This window comes from Gemmata algarum, assembly GCF_034097035.1.
GTDB lineage: Bacteria > Planctomycetota > Planctomycetia > Gemmatales > Gemmataceae > Gemmata > Gemmata algarum.
The window spans coordinates 1-23,195 of record NZ_JAXBLV010000144.1 but is presented as its reverse complement, the minus strand read 5'-3'; the positions used below and the strand labels follow the sequence as shown (position 1 = coordinate 23,195).

Annotated in this window: 22 protein-coding genes and 2 tRNA genes; 18 read left to right on the top strand and 6 right to left on the bottom strand. The window is 67.6% G+C overall.

Annotated features, from left to right (window positions below; all coding sequences use genetic code 11):
* The first annotated feature begins 2 nt into the window (after window positions 1-2).
* The 3 genes from R5W23_RS11910 (at window position 3) to R5W23_RS11900 (ending at window position 2,217) form a co-directional block, all read left to right on the top strand.
* Window positions 3-1,391: a DUF1501 domain-containing protein gene (locus tag R5W23_RS11910; protein ID WP_010039840.1), complete on the top strand. Its 1,389-nt coding sequence runs from the start codon at window positions 3-5 to the stop codon at window positions 1,389-1,391.
* Between the two features lie 320 nt (window positions 1,392-1,711).
* Window positions 1,712-1,903 carry a hypothetical protein gene (locus R5W23_RS11905; RefSeq protein WP_320686507.1) on the top strand — a complete coding sequence of 64 codons (192 nt, stop codon included), beginning with the start codon at window positions 1,712-1,714 and terminating at the stop codon, window positions 1,901-1,903.
* Window positions 1,900-2,217 carry a hypothetical protein gene (locus tag R5W23_RS11900; protein WP_320686506.1) on the top strand — a complete coding sequence of 106 codons (318 nt, stop codon included), beginning with the start codon at window positions 1,900-1,902 and terminating at the stop codon, window positions 2,215-2,217. The genes R5W23_RS11905 and R5W23_RS11900 overlap by 4 nt, the downstream gene beginning before the upstream one ends.
* Before the next feature lie 52 nt (window positions 2,218-2,269).
* Here R5W23_RS11900 and R5W23_RS11895 read toward each other — a convergent pair whose 3' ends face one another.
* Both R5W23_RS11895 and R5W23_RS11890 read right to left on the bottom strand, forming a co-directional pair.
* Complete coding sequence (locus R5W23_RS11895; RefSeq protein ID WP_320686505.1) at window positions 2,270-2,824, bottom strand: sugar O-acetyltransferase; 555 nt, start codon at window positions 2,822-2,824, stop codon at window positions 2,270-2,272.
* Entirely contained in the window at window positions 2,808-3,431 is a 624-nt protein-coding gene (locus tag R5W23_RS11890) for a PHP domain-containing protein (protein WP_261185870.1), read from the bottom strand. The genes R5W23_RS11895 and R5W23_RS11890 overlap by 17 nt, the downstream gene beginning before the upstream one ends.
* A 67-nt stretch (window positions 3,432-3,498) precedes the next feature.
* Between R5W23_RS11890 and R5W23_RS11885 the strand changes: the two genes are divergently transcribed.
* The 4 genes from R5W23_RS11885 (at window position 3,499) to R5W23_RS11870 (ending at window position 7,416) form a co-directional block, all read left to right on the top strand.
* Window positions 3,499-4,785 carry a glycerate kinase type-2 family protein gene (locus tag R5W23_RS11885; RefSeq protein WP_320686504.1) on the top strand — a complete coding sequence of 429 codons (1,287 nt, stop codon included), beginning with the start codon at window positions 3,499-3,501 and terminating at the stop codon, window positions 4,783-4,785.
* 1,134 nt (window positions 4,786-5,919) lie between these two features.
* On the top strand, window positions 5,920-7,254 hold the full coding sequence (locus R5W23_RS11880) for a hypothetical protein (RefSeq protein WP_320686503.1): 1,335 nt from the start codon (window positions 5,920-5,922) through the stop codon (window positions 7,252-7,254).
* Between the two features lie 12 nt (window positions 7,255-7,266).
* A tRNA-Gln gene (locus R5W23_RS11875) sits at window positions 7,267-7,338 on the top strand.
* A gap of 4 nt (window positions 7,339-7,342) precedes the next feature.
* Window positions 7,343-7,416, top strand: a tRNA-Glu gene (locus tag R5W23_RS11870).
* A gap of 140 nt (window positions 7,417-7,556) precedes the next feature.
* Here R5W23_RS11870 and ftsY read toward each other — a convergent pair.
* Window positions 7,557-8,471: a signal recognition particle-docking protein FtsY gene (gene ftsY / locus R5W23_RS11865; protein WP_261185867.1), complete on the bottom strand. Its 915-nt coding sequence runs from the start codon at window positions 8,469-8,471 to the stop codon at window positions 7,557-7,559.
* 180 nt (window positions 8,472-8,651) lie between these two features.
* On the opposite strand from ftsY, the gene R5W23_RS11860 reads away from it, so the two are divergent.
* The 4 genes from R5W23_RS11860 to R5W23_RS11845 all read left to right on the top strand — a co-directional run bounded on the left by R5W23_RS11860 (window position 8,652) and on the right by R5W23_RS11845 (window position 12,100).
* Window positions 8,652-9,488 (top strand): hypothetical protein, encoded by an 837-nt coding sequence (locus tag R5W23_RS11860; RefSeq protein WP_320686502.1) that lies wholly within the window; start codon window positions 8,652-8,654, stop codon window positions 9,486-9,488.
* A 95-nt stretch (window positions 9,489-9,583) separates the two neighbouring features.
* Window positions 9,584-10,648, top strand: a complete 1,065-nt coding sequence (locus R5W23_RS11855; protein WP_320686501.1) for an RluA family pseudouridine synthase — start codon at window positions 9,584-9,586, stop codon at window positions 10,646-10,648.
* A gap of 39 nt (window positions 10,649-10,687) precedes the next feature.
* Entirely contained in the window at window positions 10,688-11,677 is a 990-nt protein-coding gene (locus tag R5W23_RS11850) for an endonuclease/exonuclease/phosphatase family protein (protein WP_320686500.1), read from the top strand.
* Between the two features lie 3 nt (window positions 11,678-11,680).
* Complete coding sequence (locus R5W23_RS11845; protein ID WP_320686499.1) at window positions 11,681-12,100, top strand: hypothetical protein; 420 nt, start codon at window positions 11,681-11,683, stop codon at window positions 12,098-12,100.
* A 308-nt stretch (window positions 12,101-12,408) separates the two neighbouring features.
* Here the strand turns inward: R5W23_RS11845 and R5W23_RS11840 are convergent, their stop codons facing one another.
* A complete protein-coding gene (locus tag R5W23_RS11840; RefSeq protein ID WP_261185862.1) occupies window positions 12,409-13,512 on the bottom strand; it encodes a peptidylprolyl isomerase in 1,104 nt (367 codons plus the stop codon).
* A 224-nt stretch (window positions 13,513-13,736) separates the two neighbouring features.
* Between R5W23_RS11840 and rpsU the strand changes: the two genes are divergently transcribed.
* The 4 genes from rpsU to R5W23_RS11820 all read left to right on the top strand — a co-directional run bounded on the left by rpsU (window position 13,737) and on the right by R5W23_RS11820 (window position 16,274).
* Entirely contained in the window at window positions 13,737-13,946 is a 210-nt protein-coding gene (gene rpsU, locus R5W23_RS11835; protein ID WP_320686498.1) for a 30S ribosomal protein S21, read from the top strand.
* 660 nt (window positions 13,947-14,606) lie between these two features.
* The gene (locus R5W23_RS11830) at window positions 14,607-15,092 is read left to right on the top strand and encodes a hypothetical protein (RefSeq protein WP_320686497.1); all 486 of its coding nucleotides are present in this window, start codon (window positions 14,607-14,609) and stop codon (window positions 15,090-15,092) included.
* A gap of 229 nt (window positions 15,093-15,321) precedes the next feature.
* Window positions 15,322-15,780: a hypothetical protein gene (locus R5W23_RS11825; RefSeq protein ID WP_320686496.1), complete on the top strand. Its 459-nt coding sequence runs from the start codon at window positions 15,322-15,324 to the stop codon at window positions 15,778-15,780.
* A 50-nt stretch (window positions 15,781-15,830) separates the two neighbouring features.
* A complete protein-coding gene (locus R5W23_RS11820) occupies window positions 15,831-16,274 on the top strand; it encodes a universal stress protein (RefSeq protein ID WP_261185858.1) in 444 nt (147 codons plus the stop codon).
* Window positions 16,275-16,607: 333 nt separating this feature from the next.
* Here the strand turns inward: R5W23_RS11820 and R5W23_RS11815 are convergent, their stop codons facing one another.
* Window positions 16,608-17,594, bottom strand: a complete 987-nt coding sequence (locus R5W23_RS11815; RefSeq protein WP_320686495.1) for a DNA integrity scanning protein DisA nucleotide-binding domain protein — start codon at window positions 17,592-17,594, stop codon at window positions 16,608-16,610.
* 261 nt (window positions 17,595-17,855) lie between these two features.
* On the opposite strand from R5W23_RS11815, the gene R5W23_RS11810 reads away from it, so the two are divergent.
* Genes R5W23_RS11810 through R5W23_RS11800 form a run of 3 tightly spaced genes read left to right on the top strand, consistent with a single transcriptional unit; the run spans window position 17,856 to window position 20,643 of the window.
* The gene (locus tag R5W23_RS11810) at window positions 17,856-19,205 is read left to right on the top strand and encodes a cystathionine beta-synthase (protein WP_010039770.1); all 1,350 of its coding nucleotides are present in this window, start codon (window positions 17,856-17,858) and stop codon (window positions 19,203-19,205) included.
* A 31-nt stretch (window positions 19,206-19,236) separates the two neighbouring features.
* Complete coding sequence (locus R5W23_RS11805) at window positions 19,237-19,980, top strand: DUF4058 family protein (protein ID WP_320686494.1); 744 nt, start codon at window positions 19,237-19,239, stop codon at window positions 19,978-19,980.
* Window positions 19,981-19,995: 15 nt separating this feature from the next.
* A complete protein-coding gene (locus R5W23_RS11800; RefSeq protein WP_320686493.1) occupies window positions 19,996-20,643 on the top strand; it encodes a hypothetical protein in 648 nt (215 codons plus the stop codon).
* A 243-nt stretch (window positions 20,644-20,886) separates the two neighbouring features.
* Here the strand turns inward: R5W23_RS11800 and R5W23_RS11795 are convergent, their stop codons facing one another.
* Complete coding sequence (locus R5W23_RS11795; RefSeq protein WP_320686492.1) at window positions 20,887-22,962, bottom strand: WD40 repeat domain-containing protein; 2,076 nt, start codon at window positions 22,960-22,962, stop codon at window positions 20,887-20,889.
* Window positions 22,963-23,195 lie beyond the last annotated feature (233 nt).

Below are 23,195 nucleotides of genomic sequence, written 5' to 3'. Positions count from 1 at the left end.
AGATGCTGACCCGGTCCGGGGTCGGCATGGGCCTGCTCGGGCTCACGCAGCTCATGGGCAACGCGGGGCTCCTCGCGGCCGACGAGCTGAACCCGCTGGCGCCGAAGAAGCCGCACTTCGCGGCGAAGGCGAAGCGGGTCATCCACATCTTCGCCAACGGCGGGCCGAGCCAGGTCGACACGTTCGACCCGAAGCCGGCGCTGGACAAGTACGCGGGCAAGTCGCTGCCCGCCACCAACCTCCGCACCGAGCGGCGGACCGGGGCCGCGTTCCCGTCGCCGTTCAAGTTCAAGAAGTACGGCAAGAGCGGGCTGGAGGTGAGCGAGCTGTTCGCCCACACCGCGCAGCACGCGGACGACATCTGCGTGATCCGCTCGATGCACGCGGACGTGCCCAACCACGAGCCGTCGTTCCTGCTGATGAACTGCGGCGAGCCGCGGCAGATCCGCCCCAGCATGGGGTCGTGGGTGACCTACGGGCTGGGCACCGAGAACCAGAACCTGCCCGGGTTCGTCGCCATGTGCCCGGGCGGCTACCCGCTCCAGGAGAACCAGAACTGGCAGTCGGGGTTCCTCCCCGGCGTGTTCCAGGGCACCTACGTCGATTCCCGGCACACGGACGTCGAGAAGCTGGTCGAGTTCGTGAAGAACAAGGCCGTCGCGAAGGCCGACCAGCGGAAGCAACTGGACCTGCTCGCGAAGCTGAACCGGATGCACCAGGGCGCGCGGCCCAACGACCCGCAACTGGAGGCCCGCATCCAGTCGTTCGAGCTGGCGTCGCGGATGCAGGTGGAGGCCAGCGACGCGTTCGACATCACCAAAGAGTCGAAGCAGACGCTCGAGGCCTACGGCAACAGCGAGCAGGCGCGGAGCCTGCTCATGGCGCGGCGGCTCATCGAGCGCGGCGTGCGGTTCGTGCAGGTGAGCCACGGCCCGGTCCAGCCGTGGGACAGCCACGACGACCTGGAGAAAGAGCACCGGCGCCTGGCGGGGCAGGTGGACCGGGCCATCGCCGCGCTGATCGCCGACCTCAAGCGGCTCGGGCTGTTCGAGGAAACGCTGATCCTGTGGGGCGGCGAGTTCGGCCGCACGCCGGTGGTGGAGCTGCCGACGCCGGGCTCGAACGCGGGCAAGATCAACGGCCGCGACCACAACCACTGGGGCTTCTCGGTGTGGCTCGCGGGCGGCGGGGTGAAGGGCGGTCAGGCGGTCGGGGCGACGGACGAGTTCGGGTTCAAGGCGGTGGAGAAGCCGGTCCACGTCCACGACCTGCACGCGACGATGCTGCACCTGCTCGGGTTCGACCACGAGAAGTTCACCTACCGCTACGCCGGCCGCGACTTCCGGCTCACCGACGTTCACGGCAAGGTGGTGAAGGACGTGCTGGCGTGAGGCGTTGATGACTGCGATGGCCTGTGCTGGCTCCCCATTCATATACGCAGCCACTGGGTTGTGCGATGAGAATGGTGAATCTCACACGAGGACAACTGTGTTGCTCGCGAACGGGATAAAAAAGGCGATTGTGTGCCGCTGACGGTGGGCAGCAGCCACATTGTCGTGGGGCTAACGGCTTCGAATTTGACTTGCCGTGACTGAACGCGGGTCCGCAACGGATGTCAGGCTGTGCCGACGACTTGACAGGGCCGACAACGCCCCCATAAGCTAATTTGTACGGTTCGCCCGCTGCGTCTCCGTCGAGGAGCAGATCACAGATGTCTGCCGAGACTCCTATTCCCGCCGATGCCCCTGCGCCCGTACCGATTCCGCCCGAACTTCTGGCATGGGCCAGACAGACGTTTGATGCCAGCGAGTTCCTCGCAGGGGTTCGCGAGATCGAGGCGACCGGAGGGGAGCCGTTGGAATCGTTCGTTGCCGCGGTCGAAACCGCGGCCCGTGGGTCGTGAGCGGGGTAAACGGGCCGACTCCGTACCGCGTGTTGTACTCGGCGCCGGTGCGGCAGCGGCTCGTCGAGCTCGCCGCCGCGGCCCGAACTCGTGGCGACGGCGGGGCGTTCGTGGTAGCTCTGCGTGAGTTCGACCACCGGCTGCGCGTCTATCCGCAGTTCGGAGAACCGTTGGTCGATCTACTGGCGGAAGCCGGGCAGGTGCGGCTCGGGGCGGTACCCCCACTGGCGATGCGCTACGGGGTGTTGGAAGAGCGGCGATTAGTCCTAGTGGCCGTCCCTCCAGTGCTACTGCCGAAGCGGGTCGAAGAGTGAATGTTGGGCGAATCTCAATGTCTCGGACCACTCGAAGCTGTCCAGGGCAGCTTTAACACAGGTTCCGCACCACCCGGCACGGGTTGCCCACCGCAAGTACGCCGGCCGGAACGTCCTTGGTGACTACACTTCCGGCGCCGATCACCGTGCGGTCGCCGATCGTTACGCCGGGGGTGATGATCGCGCCGCCGCCGACCCACACGTCCGAGCCGATCCGCACCGGCTTCCCGAGTTCGCGGGTCTTGCGCAGCTCGGCGTCGAGCGGGTGCGTGGCCGCGTAGATCTGCACCGCCGGGCCGAACAGCGTGCGGTCCCCGACCCGGATCTCGCACACGTCGAGCAGCACGCAGTTGAAGTTGAAGTACACCCGCTCGCCGAGGTGGATGTTGGCTCCGTAGTCGCAGAAAAAGGGCGGCTGGAGCCACACGCCCGCGCCCGTCGAGCCGAACAGCTTCTTCAAGATGCTCGCGCGAACGGCCGCGTCCGACTCGCGGGTCGCGTTCAGGTTCCAGAGCAGGTCGCGGGCGCGCGTCCGCGCGGCGGTCAGCTCCTGGTCGAGCGGGTCGTACAACTCGCCCGCCAGCATCTTCTCACGTTCGGTGCGCATAGTCGTTCACCCGGGCGAGTCCCTTGCGGCCCTTGATCGCGGCCACCAGATCGGCGTTCGTGCGGATCGTGGCGTCGAAGTCGGTGTAGCAGCACCCGACCGTTTCCGGCTGGTGGGAGTCGCTGTTGCCGAGCTGGGCGTAGTGAGGGAACTTGACCAGCAACTTGCTTGCCTTCGCGCGGAGCCCCGCGTCCATGTTGTTCGACATCACCTCGATGCCGTCCAGCTCGGGGTTCTGCTCGGCGACGATCTGCTCGAACGGCTGGTTCCACCGGTTCGGGTGCGCGGCGACGCACGCGCCGCCCTGCCGGTGAACCTCCTTGCACAGCTCCGGCCACCCGATCCCTCTCGGCAGCGCGTACGGGTCCGTGACGCCGTAGCACAGCATGTCGCCGCCGCGCCCGGTGACCTCGATCCCGGCCAGGATCACCAGCCCGGGGGCCGCGGCACGGAGCTCCTCCAGTTCGGGTTCCGTCCAAAGGAAATCGTGTTCGGTGATGACGATGCCGTCGAGCCCGGCCTTGAGCGCGGATTCCACCAGATCAAAGGGATCGGAGTCGGCGTCGGGCGAGTGGCGGGCAGTGTGCATGTGCAGATCGAACTTCATCGCGGTTCCTTTTGAGGAATGCCGCTATTGTACCAGCACCGGCGCACGGGCGGCAGGAGGAGAAGCGGTGTCACGCGAACACGCACTTGAAATCTGGCGGGCGGCCGTCGATGCGGTCCGACCGGAACCGCTGGTCCGCGCGGCGGTGGAGTCCGATCCGACGATCCGCGCCGCGCCGCGCGTTCTGGTCGTGGGGGCCGGCAAAGCCGGGCCGGGCATGGCCGCGGGGCTCGAAGCCGCTCTCGCCGACCGGCTGGACCGGGTTGAAGGGCTGGTGAACGTGCCCGCGGGGCTGACCGCGCCGCTGCGGCGCGTCCGGTTGCACCCCGGGCGCCCCCAGGGCGTGAATGAACCGACCGCGGAGGGCGTGGCCGGCGCGGAGGAGATGCTCCGGCTGCTGGCCGGCGCCGGTCCCGATGATGTCGCGGTGTGCTTGCTTTCGGGCGGCGGGTCGGCGCTCCTTCCTGCTCCGGTCGAGGGCGTTTCGCTGACGGACAAGCTCGCGGTGACGAAGCTGCTCCACCGGTCCGGGGCGACGATCGACGAAATGAACTGCGTCCGCAAGCACCTGTCGCGGGTGAAGGGGGGGCGACTCGCGCAGGCGTTCCGCGGCGCGCGGCTGGTGTCGCTCATCATTTCCGACGTGGTCGGTGACCCGCTCGACGTGATCGGGTCCGGGCCGACCGCTCCGGACCCGACCACGTTCGCCGACGCGCTCGACGTGCTGACACGGTACGGGTTACGCGACGCGACCCCGGCGAGCGTGCTGCACTACCTCGAAGCGGGGCGCGGCGGGCTCACCCCTGAGACGCCCAAGCAGGCGCCACCGAACGTCGAGAACCGCGTGCTCGGGAGCAACCGGATCGCGCTCGACGCCGCGCGCCACCGGGCCGCCGCGCTCGGCTACCGCGTGCTCGACCTGGGCGCCTTCGTCGAGGGGGAGACGCGCGAAGTGGCGACGGCGGTCGCGGGGGTGGTGCGCAGTATCCGGCGCGACGCCGAACCCCTCGGGCCGCCCGCCTGCGTTCTGCTCGGCGGCGAAACGACGGTCGCCCTCGGCGGGGCAACGGGGAAGGGGGGGCGCAACCAGGAGTTCGTTCTGGCCCTGGGGGCGAAACTCAAAGCCGAGATGGCCGGCGTGACCGTCTTGAGTGCCGGTACCGACGGCGAGGACGGTCCGACCGATGCCGCCGGAGCCGTTGCCGACGGCGCAACGCTCGCGCAAGAAGTGGCTGCGGACGAGTTTCTCCGCCGCCACGATGCGTATCACTTTTTCGAGCGGGCGGGCGGGCTCATCAAAAGCGGGTTGACTGGAACGAATGTCATGGACGTGCGGATCGTGCTGGTGAGATGAGTGCAGTTTTTGCAGTCCGCGGTCGGTGCTGTGTAAAAGCTACACGCCGAATTCATGCGGAATGGCAGTTTTTGCCTATTGACTGAGAACGTAGAATTGGCATCGCCGCGCATTCAGTCGCAAAACGTGCAAAAACGCGATTGGCACGGCGCGTGCTTTAGGTACTTCCGTTCTCAACCGGCACCGCCGAAGAGATGAAACGGGGCTGGAACAGGAGAGGCAGGTGGGACGCGGCCGGAACCGCGTTCCCCAATGAGCCGGCCGGTTGTGGTCGAACGGGGAGGCTGCGGGTGATCCGCTCCACCCGGCGAACCGCGACCGGCCGGCTGCGTTTTTCTCGTCCCAAACGGTTCATCACTTCCCGCCGATCGCTTTCTCAATCCGGCTGCGTTTTTCTTGTCCCAAACGGTTCATCCGTTCGCCGATCGCTTTCTCAATTTTGGCGGATGCATCGACTTCCAGGAAGATCAAACGGGTGACCCGGATTCGTTGTTCGCAATCTGCTGCGCCTTTTCCAAGGTGCCGCCGTTGGTATCGACCACCCGACACAAAGTGAGTGCCATTGGGCCAGAGGCCCGCGCTCCGGGAAAGGCACGACTCCGGCGCCGGAGCGCGGGCCTCTGGCCCGCTTGACCTCGGCGGTTCGATTCGGATTCGCGGGAACTCGGGGCACACTCCCCGCGCGTACCAGCGGGCCAGAGGCCCGCGCTCCAGGAAAGGCACGACTCCATCGGATTCGCCCCGCGCTGTAACGGGGGTTACGGCGGTCCCGAAGCGGTCTACGATGCTCCGGACCAACGGAGCCGACGACGCTGCACTTGCGGGTAGGGCGATTCTCACACAAACACCTGTTATCTAGCAGATTATCAGCGCAAATATCGTGCTGCGGGCACCTCGAGCCGCGACTCGGCGGTCCTACGCCGCATCCGCTGGCGCTCACACCCGCCACCGGCATCCCTCCGCAAGGGGTGCTAACGTCGGCACATTTCGCATACCGTGCGTCCGTCAACACACCAGTCGGTGACCAGCAATCTGCCCGCGGAACGCCCGCGATTGCCCCAACGGCGAACCCATCTCACGCCCGCGTGTCTCTCAGCGTGAGTAGCTGACGAGGCCCGACGGGCCGGAGGCATGATGGCGACCATCGACGACTTATACTCCTCTCTCGCACGGCGGCTGCGTCCCGAGGACGCGGCCGAACTGGTGCGCCAGGAACTGGGGGCGGCGCTGTCCTCTGCCGAGAGCACGATCCTCGACCGCGCCGCCCGCGGCGCCCACGCCCGCGGCGGGTGGGCGTACAGCTCCATGTCAACCGAGTTCCAACAGCCGGTCGGGCTGGCGAGCCAGGTCCGGACCGCGCGCGACCTGTTCCCGGCGCTCGCCGCGCCGGCGGACGCCGAGTGCGACGAACCGGCCGCGCTCGCGCCGTACATCGCCGCCGCATCGGGCGCGATCGCGAAGGCGCCCGGCGCGAGCGACTTCAAGCAGCACCGGCTGAACCGCGCGGACCGCACCGCCGTCGGGCTCGGGGAGCTGTCGAAGCGGCAGTACAACAAGCGGTTCCGGCTGCTGGGGCGGATGGAGGCCAAGCTGGTCACGCTGGAACGCGAGATCCGCAAGCGCGAGTACACGCTGGTCGCCAAGTCGCGGCTGGCGTCGCGGATCGCGAAGGCCGATTTCGTCGCCGACCGCGACTCGGCGTGCTTCATCGCGTACCTGACGGCCCGGGCGAACCTGCGGAGCGTGTTCACCAACGGCGCGCAGGCGCGCCCGTATGACGAAATCGCCGACATGCTGTTCGCCCGGTGCCGGCGCAGCCCCACCGCGCACTGGTGGGCGGTGGCCCACGTTCACCCGGTCCGCGAGGTGCTCGACCGGCTGACCGACGAGCAGAAGGGCCGGTTCCTGGCGGTCTGGTTCGACCTGCTCGCCGGGATCGCGGAACTGCTGCGGAGCGTGTGGGAGAAGTCGCGGTTCGACCGCGCCACGATGATCGTGAAGCGGGGCGACGACTCGACCACCTGGAACGCCATCGCCGGGGCGTGGAACAAGGCCCGCGAGAGCTGGATCGCGGTGCTTCACGCGCTGGACATGGACGCCCTCCTCGATCGGCTGTGCCCGGGTAAGGTCCTCCGGCTGATGGCAGCGGACGTGGCGTACTGGCACCGGGCGAGCGGCGGCGGGTTGGAACCGGACACGGCGGTCTGGGCGGCGCTCCCGGCGCCGTGGGAGGTGCTCGGCGGCACCGCGAGTTGCACCCGCGCCGAGGTCGAAGCGGTGTGCGTGCGGTGCGGCGTCGATCCGGTCGCGAAGGGGTGGACGGCGCCCCGGCCGGGCCGCGCGGTCGAAGCGTTCCGGCCGACGCCGGAACTCGTTCACGGCGTTGCGGTCGGCCACCCGGGGCTGGCCGCGCTGTTGAGGAAGGTCGGGGTGTTTTCCGGCAAGACGTTGAAGCTGCCGGCGTCGTGAGGCGCCGGTCCGCCTGGGGTAGCTCAGTGATAGAGCGGCCGGCTCTGGACCGGCTGGACACAGGTTCGAGCCCTGTCCCCAGGTTTACGTTTGGGGTAGCTCAGTGGTAGAGCGACCGGCTCTCATCCGGTTGGACGCAGGTTCGAGCCCTGCCCCCGAACGTTTCAATCTGCGACCTGTTGCGTCACCCGCCATCAGAAGGCGGGCGGTTCGACCAAGCACAGCCAAGCGATCTGTTACAAGTCCTGGTGTGTCTGGGGCGTTACACCCGCCTGCGTCAGCAGGCGGGTGTAACGCCCTCCCTATTCTTTCTCGAACAGCGCGGTCACGAAGGCGTCCGGGTCGAACGGCTCCATGTCCTCGATCTTCTCGCCGAGGCCGACGAACTTGACCGGCAGGCCGAGCTTCTGCTTGATCGCGAACACCGCCCCACCTTTCGCCGTCCCGTCGAGCTTCGACAGGATGATGCCAGTACACTTGACGGATTTCGAGAACTGCTCGGCCTGGACCAGCGCGTTCTGGCCCGTCGTGGCGTCCAGCACCATGAGCACCTCGTGCGGGGCGCCGGGGATCTGCCGGGTCACGATCCGGTGGATCTTTTCCAGCTCCTTCATGAGGTGCGTCTGCGTGTGGAGCCGCCCGGCGGTGTCCACGATGAGCACGTCGAACCCGCGGGCCTTGGCCTTCTCGCAGGCGTCATGCGCCACCGCCGAGGGGTCGGCGTTCTGCCCCTGCTTCACGATGTCGCAGCCCAGCCGCCCCGCCCACACCGTGAGCTGCTCGACGGCGGCGGCGCGGAACGTGTCGCACGCGGCCAGCAGCACCTTCTTGCCGTCCGCCTGGAGCCGGTTCGCCAGCTTCGCGATGGACGTGGTTTTGCCCGAGCCGTTCACGCCGGCGATCATGACGACCGTCGGGCCGGACGCCTGGTAGTTCAGCCCCGGGGACGGGTCGGTGAGCAGCTCGCGGAGCTGCGCCTTCACGAACGCTTCGATTTCGCCGGTGATTTCCTTGTCGCGGAACCCCTGCCGGACCCGGTCCACGATCAGCAGCGTGGCCTGGGTGCCCACGTCAGCGAGGTACAGACGCTTTTCAAGCTCCTCAAGGAACGCCTCATCGACCCGCCCCTTGCCGCGGAGCAGGTCGAACACGCCGCCGAAGACGCTCTTCGTCTTGGTCAGCCCCGCCTTGATGCCTTTGAAAAACCGCCCCAGCATGCGCCGCCCTCGTTAAGGTGCGTGTTCCAACTCATTGTATTGGACGGCGTTCGGGTCCTGCGTCGCCCGCCCCGCACTTCCGTTGACCCCTTCTGAGGGGGGCCATATCATCAACTCAATCTGCCGGATGATCCGTTTGTGCCGGCCGCGATGTCTTCACTGGTGTGCCGAGAGCGCTAAATGAGCACGGAACCGACGCCACCCACGACCGCAGCCACCGCCCCGACGGCTCCAACCACGGCCCCGACCGCGCCGGCGGCGCCCCCGGAACCGAAGGCCGAACCGAACGCGCTGGCGACCGCCCTGAGCACCGGCTGGGAGCAGTTCACCAAGGGCGAACTGATCAGCTACCGGGCGATGGCCGTCACGCTCGTCGTGGCGGCGGTCGTCGGCACCACCATTTACATCACCCGGAGCAACTTCAAAGTTGAGTCCGGGCGGTGGACCGAGTTCGACGGGCTGAGCGGGTCGGCGTCGGTGTCGTCGCTCGAGGAGTTCGCCAAGAAGAACCCGGACACGGTGCAGGCCCGGCTCGCGGAAGTCGAAACGGCCCGCGCGCTCCTCGGGCCGGAGGGCATCGAGCGGTTCAGCCTGACCGACCCCGCCCGCCGCAAAGAGGCGATCGACAACGTCGAGAAGGCCCGCGACTCGTTCCTGAAGCTCGCCGACGCGTACAAGGACGACCCGATCATGAAGGCGGTCTGCCTCCGCGGCGCCGCGAAGGGCGAGGCCGCACTAGTCGGGATGCCGAAGGACGGCGCCCCGGACCAGTACCGCGGGGACCCGGCCAAGGCGGCCGAGTACCTCGACAAGCTGGCCGAAGCCGTTCCCGACACGGAGTGGAGCAAGGACGCGAAGAAGCTCGCCGAGTCGCTGCGGAGCAACCCGCGGCAGGTGATCGACCTGCAAGACCGCGCGTACGCCATGCCCAAGCCGATCGACCCGGGGCTCGCCCCCAAGTCGCCGATCGACAACCCGTTCGGCGCCGGCCTCCCGGGGCTCCCCGGCGGGCCGTGACCGTCGCCGACAACCCGAACCGAACACGGAACGCGAGCCTCCCTGATTCCTGCCGAGCTGAGAATCAGGGGGGCTCATCCGTTCCCGGGGGCACCATGTCCGAGCCCGAAGAGCTGGAAGACGACCTCATCGCCCCGGGCGCCGAGCCCGCCCCGGTCACGCCCAGCGTGCGGTTCCGCGAGCCGCTCGACCTGCTCGTGATGGTCAAGTCCGAGGGGATGCGCCTCGACCAGTACGTGCAGCTCCACCTCGGGGCCGACTGGAGCCGCTCGGTGGTGCAGAAGGCCATCGAGGGGGGCGGGGTGCTGCTCAACGGCCGCCCGGTGCTGAAGCCCAGCTACAAGGTGCGCAAGAACGACCGGCTGCACGTCACGATGCCGGAGCCGACGCACGAGATCCCGGTGCCCGAGGACATCCCGCTCGACATCCTGTACCAGGACGAGTGGCTGGCGCTGGTGAACAAGCCCGCGGACATGGTGGTCCACCCGGCCAAGGGGAACTGGTCCGGCACGCTGGTGAACGCGCTCCAGTGGCACTTCCGCGAGCACCTGAGCACCGGGGCCGGGCACCTGCGGGCGGGCATCGTCCACCGGCTCGACAAGGACACGAGCGGCGTCATCCTGGTGGCGAAGGACGACCTGACGCACCGCGACCTGGCGATGCAGTTCGAGTCGCGGAAGGTGTTCAAGGAGTACGTGGCGATCGCCGCGGGGGAGCTGGAGCGCGACTCGGACTACATCGAGGGGGCGCTGAAGATGCACCCCTACGACCGGCTGAAGATGATCGTCTCCACGGACCCGGACGCGAAGCACGCGCTGAGCTACTACGAGGTGCTGGAGCGGTTCCGCGGGTTCACGCTGGTGAAGGTGCAGCCGCGGACGGGCCGCACGCACCAGATCCGCGTCCACCTGCTGCACGTGGGGTGCGCGGTGCTGGCGGACAAGATCTACGGCGGGCGCGCCCAGGTGAAGCTGTCCGAGATCGCCCCCGGCACGCCCGCGGCCGGGGACGAGGTGCTGCTGGGCCGGCAGGCGCTGCACGCGTTCCGGCTGCGGTTCCAGCACCCGCGCACCGGGCAGTGGATCGAGGCCGAGGCGCCGCTCCCGCCGGACATGCGCCGCACCCTCGACGCCTTGCGCCAGCACCGGGCGATACGTTAAACGCGGACCCCGCCCCGTTGCTCCAACCCGGCGCGAGCGATGTCGCCCAATGTGCTGCCTGCGATCCGGTTCGCCTGGTGGAACGTCAACAATTTCGCGCACTACGATGTCGCGCATGCAAGTGAGCCCCGTTGGCCGCGTGAACCGGCCGCTTATGCGGCGAAATGCGCCCGGGTCGATGCCGCGCTTCAGCACCTCGTTGCGACCCAAGCACCTGATGTCTTGGGCCTCGGCGAAATCACGGCGGCCGCGGCCGAGGAATTGCAATCGCGGCTGCTTTCTGGCTATGAACTGATATTCCCGGACGCGGCCCCAGGGGCGCAGTTTCAGATCGCCGTGTTTCACCGGACCGGCGCGCTATTTCAGCAGCAGTGGCCACTGTTTGCGGACGGAGTGCCGCGCACGACCCGCGGAATGCCTCTTCTCGATTGCACCCGCGCGAAGCATTGCGTGCGATTCATCTTTTGCCACTGGACGGCCTTCGGTGACAACAGCGAAACGTATCGCGAACGCCTCGCGGAAACGGTTTCGGCTCACGCCTACGATTTTCTCAACGACCCGACGCAAACAGCGACAATTCCGCACGTCGTGGTGCTCGGAGACCTAAACATCGAACCGTTCGCGACCGTGTTCCGCGACCGGTTGAACGCTTCTCGCGACCGGGATCGGTCCCGACAGCGGGCGCACCCGTCGGACCGCGAAGTGCGACGGGTCCGATTCTACAACGCGAGTTGGCGGTTACTCGGCGAGCGACACGCGCACGACGAGGCGGCCTCGCAACAGTGGGCCGGGACGTATTACAATGCGGGTGACCGGGCTTGGCACACTTACGATCAGTTGCTGGTAACCGGCGGCCTACTTGGTAGCAGTCCGCCGTATTTAGAAGAGTCGTCACTCGAGATCGTGCCCTTGCCCGGGTGCATCGAGGCGGGTGGGAAGCCAGAAGCCTTCACGTGGCTGTCCGGTGTTGCAAGTGGCCTCTCCGACCATCTGCCCATTACAGGACGAATCATTTTCCCTGCGAGTTAACCCATGCCCACACTGGAAGAGTTGCTGCGGGCTTCGCTACAAGAGACGGAGGAAGACGTTAACGAAGCAAGCAACGCCTTACACACGTCTGCGGTTGAAATAGCCAAGGCGGCTGAGGCCGTGACGAAAAGTCAGGCGACCGTCCGCCTCAAGGTCATGGCGGGTGATGAGACCGAAACGCGGTACAACCTCGACGTAACGCGGAACGGTGCCCCCCAGGGGCGCACGGTGGCGTGCTTTGGGGTACCGAAGAAGGGCTTTCCAATCACTCAGTACGCCAACTGGACGGAGGATCGCGTCACCGCACAGTTCTCTTCCAAGGAAGAACTCGCGGCTTTTTTCCAGCAACTGGCCTCCAATCCCGATTCGCCCCTCGTGGGGTATCTTTCGTTCCTTCTTCGGCATCCGAACGCGGGAGCGTAGGTCTCATGCCAGGCGGCCCACTTCTTCTCGACTTCCGCGGGCTTCGCGGTTCGCTCGTTCGGGCCGTTGCCGCGAATTAGCGCCACCAGCACGAATGCGAACGCAGAGCGCCTGCCTGAGGTCGAAGAACGCAAACGCCGACGTTACACCGCTCCCGGAATGATCTTTAACTGTGCCGCGGTGAAGTGCTCGTACCCGATCCGGTGCCCGGGCGCTTGAAACCTGTATTGCGGTGAGGGCCGCGCGCAAAAGAAGCGCCCGTGGACCGGGTCCGCGGGCGCCTCGAACGCACGGAATCCGGTGCCGGGTCACTTCGGGGTGATGGTGATCTGCGCCTTCGGCTTCATCATCGCGATCACCGACTCGCGGAGCCGCATCGCGTACAGCATCTGGACGTCTTCCTTCACGCCCTTGTCCTCGAACTTCTTCGGGGTGCCCTGGCGGCGCTGGGTGACGAGGATCAGGTGGTAGCCGAACTCGGTGGCGACCACGTCGCTCATCTGGTACGGCTTGAGCGCGAACGCGGCCTTCGCGAACGGCTCCACCATCGCCCCGGCGCGGGGGAAGAAGTTCAGGTCGCCGCCGTCCTTCTTCGACGGGCAGGTGCTGTACTCCTTCGCGTACGCCGCGAACAGCTCGTCCGTCTTGCTCACCCGGGCCTGCTCCTTGGCGACCGCGTCCGCGGTGGCGGGCAGCGCGGCCACCGCCTTCGCGGCCTCCTGCTCCACCACCTGCTTGATCCCGCGGAGCTTCTGGTCCGCGTCCTTCCGCTTCGCCTCGTCGTTGCCCGGGGTCATGAGGATGTGGCGGGCGCGCACCATCGTGCCGTCGAACACGTCCGGGCTGCCGTCGAACAGCTGCTTCAGGGCGGCGTCGGTGCCCTGTTGCTGGACGAACTTCTCCCACTTCATCTGGGCCGTCACCTCGCTCCGGAACTCGGCCTCGGTGAGCATCATCGCGTCGAGCTCTTTCGCGTAGTCCTTCTTGGCCTCGGCCAGCTCCTTCTTCAGGTCCGCGATGAGCTTCTCCACGTCCTTCTCGTCGACGGTGGTCTTGAGCGCCGTGAGGTACTCGTCGATCAGCGCGTTCTCGATCAGGTGGGCCATGATCTCTTTGCGGGCCATGTCCCGGTGCTGGTCCGGGAACTGGCGCAGCGCGCGGTACACCGCGACCTCGGGGATGGGCTTGCCGTTGACCACCGCGGCCGTGCCGGTGGGGCGCACCTCCGGCGGCTTCGGCGTGGGCGTGACCGACGGCGCGAGGCCCGGCATTGCGGCGCCCGGCGCCCCGACCGGCGCGGTCGGCACCGCCGGCGGCGCGCCCGCGGGCGGTTGGGGCGGTTGGGCCACCGCCGTCGCCGTCAGGGCCGAGCCCAGAACCAGGGCCGCGACCCCGCGAATCGATTTGCGCATCTCGGACTTCCTCCAGCGAATCGGGCGCCCGTCACTCCCCCGAACCGGGCGGCCCGGGTCTCCTCGGCTTCAGAGTCGCGGCGAATAGCAGTCGTCCGACGGGCTGTCAAGGTTGAAGCGCAAGGGCCGCGGCGCGAAAAAAGGGAAAATGGGTGGCGTCTTCGCCCGCGTGCTCCTATCATCCTCTTCTGTCACCACAATCGGGAGGCTGAATGGGATTGCGCATGCGTGTTCACGACCGGGAGCCGATCGGGGCGGCTCTCCGGCGGTTCAAAAAGCTGGTCGAACGCAGCGGGCTGAAGCGTGAGCTGCGTGCCCATGAGTACTACGAGAAGCCGTGCGAGGCGCGGAACCGTAAGGAAGCCAAACGCCGCAACGCCATCAAGCGCGCCGCGATGGGCAAGCCGACCGTCAAGAAGGAACGCTCTTACTGAGCGCCCTCGCCCGAACGAATCAAATCAGAAGGCCGGTTTGCCTCGCAAAAGCTGAGGCGAGCCGGCCCGATTTGTTTACGTCGGCGAGCGTTCCGGATCACTTCGCGGACTCGTTCAATTCCGTTTTCAAACTGCCTGTGCCTCTCGCGGAGCGGACCAGTTGCTCACCCCTGCGTGTCGGGGCTGCCCTAAAGCGTGCCTCACGCACACTTGCCACGCGCCCGCACAGAACACGGTAAAAAGAAGGAGCCGGCGACCGAAGCCGCCGGCTCTCGTTGATAGGGTTGGGGATGGGTCGTGAGGTATGTGGAGCGGGCCAGGGGGACTTGGCCCGACTTGGTTTTCGACGAATGGTGTTAAAGCAGACGGTGTGCCAACGCCCGCCACTTCACCCGTTCCGTGCCATCAACTGCTGCAATTCCAGGCGTTTCGCGCGTGTTTCGCCCGGAGCACGTCCGGGCGGCGTTGTAACGATTACCGGGTCGCGGGTGAGTCCGACCGGGGTTGCGCACCTTCTTGCCGAGCGCGGCACGGGACGGATGTGCGGAGCGGCCAACCCGGCTTCCCTCACTTTCCACTCTTCGCTATGGACCCCCGGAACCGTCCGAACCGATGAGAGGGGTACAAGTCCCCTCCGTTACTCAACCCGCGAAAGCGACCATGCCGCAGTTGAGCGAAAGCGCCGCTGAGAAAATGAGTACCGAACAGGCGACCGCACTCGCCCGCGTGCTCGACCTCCAGGCCCGGTGGGAGAACCACCGCGACGACCCGGCCAAGACCGCCACCTCTGCCGCCGACCTCCAGGCGCGCCAAAAGGCGTTTGAGGCGTTCCGCGCGGCGTTGCGCGATTACAGTGCCGCTCACAACGACTCGCGCTTCCCGGAACCGACTCAAAACGTCCCCGAGCGCCTCGTCATCTGGTGCCGCGCCCTCCGGGCCGTGTTCCGGCGCTCGGAAGGCCCCGGGTCGGCGTTCGTGCTGATGAAAGTTCACCGCCTCGCGGACCGGATCGCCGCCCGCACGGGTACCGCCCCCGTCGCGCGCGAGCCCGTCACGGACCGCGACGCCACGGTCCGCGAACTGGACGCCGTGATCGCGTGGTGCGAGCGGGCCGCCGCACCTGCCGTAAAAGGGGACGCCGCCTGAGCGCGGTGTGCGGTACTGTCCCCTCTGGCCCGCGGTGTGCCGTAATCGCACACCGCGGGCCAGAGGGGAACGACCACGTCTCACACGATCGGGCCGGAAAACAAGCACTTTGCCACGTTGTCACACGTTTCTGTGCCCCCGGCCCCTGAGTTGCTTTTCCGCTCGCACTGCCGCACCGCGGCCCGGATTTCCCCGGGAGACGGTGCCGTACCCCGACCGGGAGAAGCCGATGAAGCCGTTCGTTCGAGCCGCGTTGTGGACCGCCGTCGTCGCGACCGTTGTCGTGCTGGTCGGGGCCGGACGGGCGGTCGAGCAACCGCAGCCGAAAGAGAAAGCCGAACCGAAGAAGCCCACCGTGATGCAGCGCAAGCTGACCCACTCGCAGCGGGTGCTGGAGGGGCTGGCGATGAACGACTTCGCCAAAATCGGCAGCGGCGCCGACGGGCTGATGGAGTGCGCCAAAGACGTGACCTGGAAGATCAACGAGACCGAAAAGTACCTGATGCACACCAACGAGTTCATCCGCCGGTCCGAGAACCTCAAGAAGGCCGCGAAGGACAAGAACATCGACGCCGCGGCGCTCGCCTACGTCGATCTCACGCTCACCTGCGTGCGGTGTCACCAGCACCTGCGCGAGGAGCGCATCAGCTCCCGACCGGTGCCGGCACCGGCGGTCGCGGTGCGATAAAACGGCGCCCGGTTCGCCATCCCCGCGCATCACTTCAAGAGGAACCCGCCGTGCTCCCGATCCGCACCATCCTTTACCCGACCGACTTCTCGGACGCGGCGCGGTCGGCGTTCGACCTGGCCTGCGCACTGGCCCGCGACTACCGGGCGACGCTGATCGTCGCGCACGTGATCGCGCCGGGGCACGTGTTCGCCCCGAACGGGGCGGTCGTCCCGTTCCCCACGGAGGAGCCGGGTGAGGCGTGCGACCAGCTCGCCCGGATGCACCCCACCAGCCCCGGCGTTCATGCGTACTATCGGCTCCTCAAGGGCGACCCGGCGGAGCAGATCTTGAAGCTGGCGACGGACACGAAAGCCGACATGGTCGTGATGGCGACTCACGGCACCAGCGGGCTGACGCGGCTGCTGGTCGGGAGCGTGGCGGAAAGCGTGATGCGCAAGGCCGGGTGCCCGGTGCTGACGATGCGTATACCGACTCAACCCGTCCCGACGTGATTCGTGCGGCTCAAACCGCCTTATATGCGATCCAACTGGTTGTGTCTGTTTCTTGTGGCACAGACATTCCTGTCTGTGCGGCCTTCTCACGCCACACAGACAGGAGTGTCTGTGCCACAAAGGCAAAAACTAAAACAGATACCAACGGCCGGGCCGTGAACAAGAATTGCGAATGCAATAGGCGGATGGTCGTGGCCGAGCTTCGGCTCATGCGAGCCGCTTATTTACGAAGACAAGTTTTGACAGGATGGACAGGATTCGCCGGAGGAGGACCGACTCGTTTGGAATCCTGTCAAAATCTCTTCGGCTTCTCCGCGCGGCGGCACGTTCGCGCTACGACACCTCGTCGCCGTTCTCGTCGATTATTTCGTCTTCGTCTTTATCTTTGTCTTCGATCTCCTGGGTCTCGAGCCGGAACGGTTGCCACACGTGCGGCCGGGCCAGCGGCTCGATGTGCAGCACCTCCTCCCCGCCCTTGAACACCCGCACGCTCCCGCTCGACTGGCTCACCGCGAACGCCACCGCGCTGGTCTGCTTGCTGATGCCCGCGGCGGCGGTGTGGCGGCTGCCGAACCCCTTCCGCATGTTGGCCCCGTGCGCCCCCAGGTGCAGGCAGGCGGCTTCCGCGATCCCGTCCCGGCCGATGAGGAGCGCGCCGTCCAGTTTGGCGATCTCCTTGATCTGCTCGCGCACGTCCTTCTTGCGCACGTCGCGCTCGGCCCGCGAGTACCCGCGGAACGGGTTGAAGTTCTGGAAGTGCGACAGGCTCAACACCTTGCGCGTGTCGCCCACCACCAGAATGGTGCCGATGGGCTGCCCCTCGCGGCCCTCGCGGCCGATCTCGGTGGCCAGATCGACCACGGCGCGGAGCACGTCGAGCGGGGCCGCGTCCCCCAGGATGCGCAGGTCCTGCGAGGTCATCCGCTCCAGGTGCTCGCCCAGGTGGATCACGCTCAGGCTGTCCACCGGCTCCGGGGCGTCGTCGAGGGTCGCGATCCCGTTGTAGATCGCCACCACGTGCGACCCCGGCGGGAGCAGCTCGTCCGAGACCGCCTTGAGCAGCGCGGTGTTCATCCGCTCCTGTGTGGGGAGCGGCTCGGGGTCGAGGTCGATGACGGTCCAGTCCGGGTCGTCGCGGAGCGACCGGGTGAGGGCCGGGTTCTCGGCCGCGACGAACAGCCGGCACCCGGCGAGCATGCGCCGCACCTCGCCCCAGTCGAGGGACGTTTCGGTGAGCAGCAGCACCGCGTCGGCGGGCAAGCTCTTCACGAGGTCGCGGGCCGCCTGGAGCAGCGCGACGCTTTGACTGGGCAGGCTCATAATGAACAACGGTCGGCGGAAGCGGAGCGGGTGCGGCCGTTTCAAGCTCCGGGTCGAGCGCCGGCCGGGCGACCGCGTGCCCCGGAACTCGAAACGGTGGAACTACGGACTTCGTCTCGTCTCGCCCACTGTACGACACGCGCGCGCGACACGCCAACTGCGGAACCGCGAAAAAGAACGAGTTCCGCGGGCTTGTCTCCCCGCGGGGCCGCGCTCGACAATTGAGGTGTTCGGAACGTCCCCGGTCCGGAGTCCCAACCCATGCTCGAATCCATCCTCGACACCGTCGGCCGGACGCCGCTGGTGCAACTCAACCGGCTCACCGAGGGCCTTCAGGCGAAGGTCGCGGTGAAGGTCGAGTTCGCCAACCCGGGCGGGAGCGTGAAGGACCGGGTGGCGCTGGCCATGATCGACGAGGCGGAGCAGCGCGGCCTGCTCCGCCCCGGCGGCACCATCATCGAGGCCACCGCGGGCAACACCGGGGTCGGGCTGGCGATGGTCGCGGCGGTGAAGGGGTACCGGTGCATCTTCGTGCTGCCCGACAAGATGAGCACTGAGAAGGTCCTGCTGCTCAAGGCCTACGGCGCGGAGGTGGTGATCACCCCCACCGCCGTCGCGCCGGACTCCCCGGAGAGCTACAACGGGGTGGCGGACCGGCTGGCCCGCGAGATCCCCGGGGCGTGGCGCCCGAACCAGTTCACCAACGCCGCCAACCCCGACGCGCACTACCGCACCACCGGCCCCGAGATCTGGGAGCAGACGAAGGGGAAGGTGACGGTGTTCGTGTGCGGGGTCGGCACCGGCGGCACCGTGAGCGGGGTGGGCAAATACCTGAAGCAGATGAACCCGAACGTGAAGATCGTTGGGGCGGACCCGGAGGGGTCGGTGCTGTCGGGCGACTCGCCGAAGCCGTGGAAGGTGGAGGGGATCGGCGAGGACTTCGTGCCCAAGACGTTCTCGAGCAAATACGTGGACGACTGGGTGCGGGTGGGGGACGCGGAGTCGTTCCACGTGGCCCGCGAGCTGGCCCGCCGCGAGGGGATGCTGCTGGGCGGCAGCACCGGGACCAACGTGGCGGCGGCCCTGCGGTACGCGCGGCGGCTGGGGCCGGGGCACCTGGTGGTCGCGGTGGGCTGCGACACCGGGCGCAACTACCTGAGCAAGTTCTTCGACGACGGGTGGCTGAAGGCGAACAACCTCGCCTTCACGGAAGCCCCCGCGCACTCGGTCGGCGACCTCATCAAGAAGCGCGGGGAGCGGAAGCTGGTGTTCATCGCCCCGACCGCGACCGCGCAGGACGCCATCCTGCTGCTGGAGGCGACCGGGATCTCGCAACTGCCCGTGATGGACGCGGGGAAGCCGGTGGGGAGCGTGCAGGAGGTGTCGCTGGCCCGGATCCTGCACGACGGCAAGGACCCGCGCCAGGTGCTCATCGGCGACCTGATGGCCCGTCCGCTGCCGACGCTGGACGTGCGCACCCACCTGGACGAGGCGTACCGGCTGCTCCTGGCGGGCTACACCGGGGTGCTGGCGACCCAGGACGACGCGGTCCTCGACATCGTCACCCGCATCGACCTGATCCACTACTGGGGCGACCGGCGCGGCAAGTGAGCGGTACAATGCACGCCGAGGAGGGCACGCGATGCCGCTGTTCGATCACTTTCACGGCCCGCTCGGACGACGCCCCTGGGAATCGTTTCACGGGCAATGGGCCGGCGCGATTGCAGCCGACCTGAACCGTCGGTTGCCAAAGCAGTTCGTCGCGGACGCCCCGATGCACCTGGGGCTAGCGATGTCCGCCGACGTTGCAGAATACGAACGTTCGGACGAAAACGGCTCCGGCGACGCCGAGAGCGCATCAGGCATAGGAACCGCGGTCGCGGTGATGGCCGAAACGTACGCCCCGCCCGCTACCAAGTTGAGTATGCCGGCGTCGTTTCCGGTCGAGGTCAAGGTCGAAGTGCGGGACGCGAACGCCAACTACAACCTGCTCGCGGTGGTCGAGTTGGTCAGCCCTTCGAACAAGAAGGAAGAGAGCGAGCGCGAGCAGTTCGCCGCCAAGTGCCTCAGCTACCTCGGAAGGGGCGTCGGCCTCGTCGTCATTGACATTGTGACATCGCGGCACTGGAACTTGCACAACGAACTCGTTCGCATCGCCAAGCACGACGACAAATTCCTGATGCCCGACGACCCGTGGACGTACGTCACCGCTTACCGCCCGGTGAGTCGAAAGAAAAAGGACCTAATCGACCTCTGGCCCTGGCCGCTCAAGGTCGGCGAGCCGCTGCCCGCGGTGCCGCTCGCGCTCAAGAGCTACGGCTGCGTCAAGCTCGAACTTGAAGCCACTTACGCGGAGGCCTGCGCCCGGCTCCGCATCCCGGAATAACCCACACGAGGACACATGCCACTCCTGAACACCGACGGGCGCGACCCGGTTGAGTTCCTGACCGGCTGGGCCACGGCCGTCGCCGCCGCCCTGAACGCCCAGCTCGCGGGCGGCCCGTTCGTCGCCGAGCCCGCCGCCGCGACGCGGGCGCAAGCGGCCGCGGCGGTCCAACTGCCCGGCCCGGTGCCCGAAACGATGCCCATGAACATGGCCCCGGCCCGGTTCAGCGACCGCGTCGGGGTCAGCGTCGTGGGGCGGGACGGGCGCCAGGTCGCGGCGGCCGTGCTGCTCGTGACCCCGGACAATAAGGCCGATTCCGATTCGGCGCTGGCGTTCGCGGTCCGGGCCGCCGGGCTCATGTCCGCCGGGGCCGGGGTCGTGATCGTGGACGCGCTCCCGGGGGCGGCGAGTTGGGCCACGCACCTGCACAGTCTCACCGGGGTGTACCCGATCACGAAGCGGCCGCGCGGGACCGACGCGCCGGTGCTCGCGGTTCACCCGATGGTTCACAACGGCGCCGAGCTGTTCGGCCTGTGGCACCACAACGTCCCGGCGGGCGCGGCGCTGCCCACGGTGCCGGTGGCCGTGCGCGGGGGGGCGAACCTGACGCTCGACCTCGAATCCACCTACGCCGACGCCGCCCGAGGGGCCACCCCCGCCTGACATCGACGCGCTACCGGTCGCCGGTCCCGCGTTCGGGCGGAACGACCGGCTGAGCCCACGCCGGGACCGCCGGCTTTCGTGGCGAATCCAGAAGCGTTTTCCAGTCGCCGTCCGTCAAGCGGCCGGCGCTAGTGAATTCGGCATATGGCACGATCGCCCCGCAAGCATCATCCGCATCCTGGCACCAGTGCGCGGGTTCGCCGTACCAAATTGCTAAGAAAAAACTATCGCGAGATTATGATATTAACTAAATCGAGAAGGCGCGTTGGGGCCGGTCCCGAGGTCGGTTGAGGTGGGTGTCATGATCGCCTCCAGGTCGAACACCCACGCCATTCCATCCGCCCCGGACGCGACCAACCGGCTGCCATCGGGTGACCACGCCAGAGCGTGTGGGTAGCACCGCTCCATAAGCACCGCGATCTGAACTCCCGTCCGCCAGTCGGCTAGAATCAGCCCGTCGCCGTCGGCCGTCGTGGTCGCCAAGACCGGTCGTGACGGGTGGGCAGCATGGGGCCAGCCGACCGCCGTTACCCACGCGGCAATCGTCTCCCCGCTGGCCGGGTCGATGAGGAACGGAACGCGCTCGGGTCCCGGGATCACCAGGACCGTTGACCCGTCCGAGGCCCACACGATTGCCGGATCGGCTACGGAGAAGTTCACCCGGGCGTGATCGACCCCAGACCGGTACGATTTCCGGTGCTCCGGCCCGACCGGTAGGGTTCGTGACCAAATTACCTCCGCCCGCCCGGGACCGACGCGGAGACAGACCATTGTCCGCCGCGCCCCCGGGCGATCGTTATGCGCCAGCAGGACGCGCCCCCGGTCGTAGGCCGCCGCCGCGGAATGACTATCGAAGCGGTAAATCTCCCATGCCCCCCCGTCAATGACGTGTTCGACGCGGACCCCCACGTCGGTTTCGTTCCGGTAGTGGGTCGGGAGACTGACCCGCCACCCGTCCGCAGACAGCGACTCGCCGAGGGTCGCCTCTTCGTAAACCGCCGGGGTCAACCGGGCCTCCCGGGTGGCGAGGTGGAAGGCAACCGACCCGTACCGGGACTGGGCGACCAGACGGTCCGCCAGACCGAACCAGATCCGCCCCAAGCAACAACGGGCGACCGCCTCGGGCAGGTCCGTCTCGCCGAGCCGTTCTCCCGTCCGGGCGTCCCACCGGCGGACGACGGCCTCGCCACGGCCGGCAGTACGGACCTCCCGCCCGTGGTCCGCGAACCCGATCGCGGTGATCGGTGCGATCCCGCCAACGACCCGCGTGAGCGGTCGGCCCTCCGGAGCCGTCCAAGCCTGTACGGCTTGGTTGTCGACCCGGAGGGCCGTGACCGTCCCGTCAGCCAGAACCGCGAGGTCGCCCGTGTAGGACCGGTCAGACGTCGGGAACGGGCACGGGGTGATATCGATCACCGCCCCGGTCCGTGCGTCCCGCCGCACGACCGGGCCGTGCCAGGCGTGGCCGGCGAGCACCCGGCCGTCGGGGGATAAGTCGTACTTGCCCTTCTGGTAACCGGGCGGGTCGTCGATCCGGTACGCCCGAATCAGTTGGCCGGTCGCGAAGTCATACAGCCCGACCGGGAGGGCGGTGTTCGCCGAGCAGAGGAGGAGCCACTCCCCCGCCGCGGCGGCCGGGTATACGGAAATGGGTTCGTCCGGCGGGCGAATACGGGCCACCTCGGCCCCGGTCGTCAAGTCCCACACCTGGACGGGGGGCGGCCCGTCGAACGGCGGCGGCTGGTCGTCATGCTCTTCCCGCCATTCGCCCGACACCGCGACGCGGCAGCCGTCCTGCGAGAAGAGGGCCGTCACGCCGTAGTTGACGAGCGGAAACAGTTCCCGGCACCCGGGCGCCGGTCCGATGTCGTGGACGACGACCGAGCGGACGTACACATCCTCCATATCGCCATCGGCTTCCCGCTGCTCGGTGTCCGGGTTACGGACCACGACGGCGAGCCGGTCGCCGGCCGGGGCGAGCGCGAACCGGACCACTTCCGGGCCGGGCGGCAGGGCGAACACCACCCGCCCGTCGGTCAGATCGACGACACGAATGCCATCGGTTGCGGCGACGGCGATCCGGGTCCCATCGGCGGACGGCCGGGAGACGGGGCCGTAGAGTTCGGGTCCGAGGATCGTTCGGCCGGCCCGACCGTTGCCGAGATCGTACTCGCGGTACACCCGGGCGCCGGCGTCGGACGCAATGTACGTGCGGCAGTCCGGTGGCATCAGGAAGACGGTGGCGTACCGCGTGGGGAGCCGAAAATCCGAGGTGCCCAGCCGAGCGACGACACCGAGCGGAAAGTGTGTATCGGGCATCAACGATATCTCGGCCGTGTTTGCGCTTTTCACCTGAGCCCCGGACCGGATTGTAACCGCCTACCAATGAGTCCGACATCCCCATAACTCGGTCGAGAAGCCCAGGTGACGGTCTTGAGATCGCAGGGGCCGGCGAAGTGTTCGATCGGCGTCTGCTTCTCTACCGATCCTGCTCCCGCCAAACTCGAACCGTGGCTCACTTCGACAACTGCCGCCGCAGAGGGGGCCTCCGA